Here is a 2176-nt window from a genome sequence, read left to right as displayed (position 1 = left end):
CCCAGGAGATCCTGCTCGACAACTTCAGTGTCGAAAAGATCGCCAAAGCCGTACAAATAGTTCAAAATCAGACGAGCGCGAATCCGACGGGAGAGCGCTCCTGGGGGCCGGGTGTCTGGACGCCGCAGGGCGCCGGGTACGCCACGGGCCACGCCTGGCGGGCCTCGCGAGCCTCACGGGAACGCAGCCGCGTCTCGATCGCGTGGAGTTCGCGCTCGGCCGATTCCACCGCTTCCAGTCGGCCGGAAAGGTATCCGGCCGCACCCGGAATCAGGGCCGAAAAGGCGACGGCACAGGTGAGCGTGAAGGTCATCTGCTTGGACATGCCCATCGCAGCCCCTTCCGCTCGCCGGTGCGCGCGACGGCTATATGCCCTACGGTCTGCGAAGACACGCCGGAAGCGGTCATCCTTTGACATGACCTTGCCAAAGTCGTGCCGGATCGGCGATGTGCATTGCCGGGGCAAACCGGCAAGCGGCTCGGTAGTCTCGCGGTGTGGCGCATGTGACCCGTGAGCACCTTGATCGCCTGCTTGAGCAGGCCCTGCTGGCCGACGACCACAGCTCCCTGGCCAGGCGGCTGTACGACGTCGCGCTCGGCTATTCCTCGGGCGACGTCTCCAGGGCGTCGATCCTGGTCCTGGCGGCCGAGGAGTGGCGCGCGGCCGGGCAGCCCGCCCGGGCTCTGGAGTGCTTCCAGCGCGCGGTGGAGGACGGCGGTGAGTCGCTCGTCGACCCGCGCGCCGGCATCGCCGACACGCTCTTCGAGCTCGACCGTCCCGACGAGGCGAGGGAGGTCATCGAGGCGATCCGCGCCGAGGGCGGCATCACCACGGCGACCTCCCACACGATCGCCGAGACGCTCGTCGCGTACGGCGACCTGCGGAGCGGACTCGAATGGGTGACCCAGGCCGTGCTCGCCAGCGACGAGGACGACCCGGAGCACGAGGCGCTGCTGCGCACGCGCTACCGCATCCGGGTCGACCTGGGCCTGCCCGAGGACGAGCTCGACGCCCTGGTCTCCTGAGGCGCGCCCCGGTCTCCGGGAGGTGGCCTGGTGTCCTGAGGTGGCCTGGTGTGCTGAGGCGGGCGCTCCCACCCAGGAGCCGGAGCGGGGACGCCCTGACGGGCGCGCCCCTACATCGTCGTGCCCGTCGCCAGGCGTCCCGGCTCTGGACGCGCCCGTCCGCGACGGTCAGGACGAGGTCGTGAGCCACTGGCCGGTGGGCCAGGTCTCCAGCCGCCAGGCGCTGTCCCAGAACATCCACTCGTACTCAGTCGCCCGGCAGAACGCCTCGGTCATGGCCCGGCGCGTCTCCGGGCCGGCGGTGGCGGCCAGCCGGTCGGCGATCTCCCTCACCTGTGTCACCGAGGCGGCGAACGCCGGGTCGGAGTAGGTGGAGATCCACGCCCGGTACGGGTGGTCGTCCAGGCCGGCCGTACGCTCCAGCAGGGCCGCCCCCACGTCCTGGTAGACCCAGAAGCACGGCAGCACCGCGGCGACGAGCACGGGGAAGGGCGCGGTGAGCGCCGTCGCCTGGAGGTACGACGCGTAGGCCAGGCAGGTCGGCGAGGTGCCGACGGCCGCCACGTCCTCCGCGCCCATCCCGAACCCGTCGAGGTAGCCGGTGTGCAGGGCGCGCTCGACGGCCAGCGCCGTGTGCGCGCTCTGGGCGAAGAACATCGCGTCGGCGGGCTCCGTGGCCCGCGCCGAGGCCGTCGCCAGCGTCTTCGCGTACGCGGCGAGGTAGCGGCCGTCCTGCACCAGGTAGAACGTGAACCGGTCGCGGCTCAGGGTGCCGTCGCCGAGGGCGGTGTTGAACGGGTGGCGGTGGATGGCGTCGAGCAGCGCGGCGGTGCGCGCCCAGGCCGTGTCGCAGAACGACTCGGTGGTCCGGGGCTCCGCTTCGGGCATGGCGGTCAACGTTGACGTCCCTTCGCTAGTGCGAACTAGATCAGGTTCGACGGGTGTGATCTCAGCCCGCTCTCCGGGCACCCCGCGTCGCGATCAACCGTAACAGAGGTTCAGTTCAGGGCCAGGCCGGGGAGGAGCGTGCCGACCTCGTCCATCTCGTCCATCTCGCCCACCTCGCCCACCTCGCGGACCTCGCGCAGGGAGGGGCCGGGCCCGGCCACGCGGGCGGCGCCGTGCCGCGGCCGCTCCGCCGGGGTGGCGG

The 2176-nt window shown here is 71.4% G+C and carries 3 protein-coding genes and 1 riboswitch; of the genes, 1 reads left to right on the top strand and 2 read right to left on the bottom strand.

The window, feature by feature from the left end; all coding sequences use genetic code 11:
* Nucleotides 1-67: 67 nt before the first annotated feature.
* Nucleotides 68-325, bottom strand: coding sequence for a hypothetical protein (locus AB0H81_RS44675; RefSeq protein WP_358388581.1), 258 nt, complete (start codon nucleotides 323-325; stop codon nucleotides 68-70).
* Nucleotides 326-495: 170 nt separating this feature from the next.
* Between AB0H81_RS44675 and AB0H81_RS44670 the strand changes: the two genes are divergently transcribed.
* Entirely contained in the window at nucleotides 496-1026 is a 531-nt protein-coding gene (locus tag AB0H81_RS44670; RefSeq protein ID WP_358388578.1) for a tetratricopeptide repeat protein, read from the top strand.
* 168 nt (nucleotides 1027-1194) lie between these two features.
* Here the strand turns inward: AB0H81_RS44670 and tenA are convergent, their stop codons facing one another.
* Nucleotides 1195-1914: a thiaminase II gene (gene tenA, locus AB0H81_RS44665; RefSeq protein ID WP_358388575.1), complete on the bottom strand. Its 720-nt coding sequence runs from the start codon at nucleotides 1912-1914 to the stop codon at nucleotides 1195-1197.
* Nucleotides 1915-2009, bottom strand: a riboswitch (TPP riboswitch). It abuts the gene before it with no gap.
* Between the last annotated feature and the right edge of the window lie 167 nt (nucleotides 2010-2176).

This window comes from Nonomuraea sp. NPDC050691 (genome assembly GCF_040654455.1).
In the GTDB taxonomy this organism is placed as follows: domain Bacteria; phylum Actinomycetota; class Actinomycetes; order Streptosporangiales; family Streptosporangiaceae; genus Nonomuraea.
The sequence above is the reverse complement of the archived record's forward strand: the minus strand, read 5'-3'. Positions and strand labels throughout refer to the sequence as shown.

Coding starts and splice junctions, on each gene's coding strand:
- AB0H81_RS44675 (WP_358388581.1), bottom strand. CDS start 325: ATGTCCAAGCAGATGACCTTCACGCTCACCTGTGCCGTCGCCTTTTCG.
- tenA (WP_358388575.1), bottom strand. CDS start 1,914: ATGCCCGAAGCGGAGCCCCGGACCACCGAGTCGTTCTGCGACACGGCC.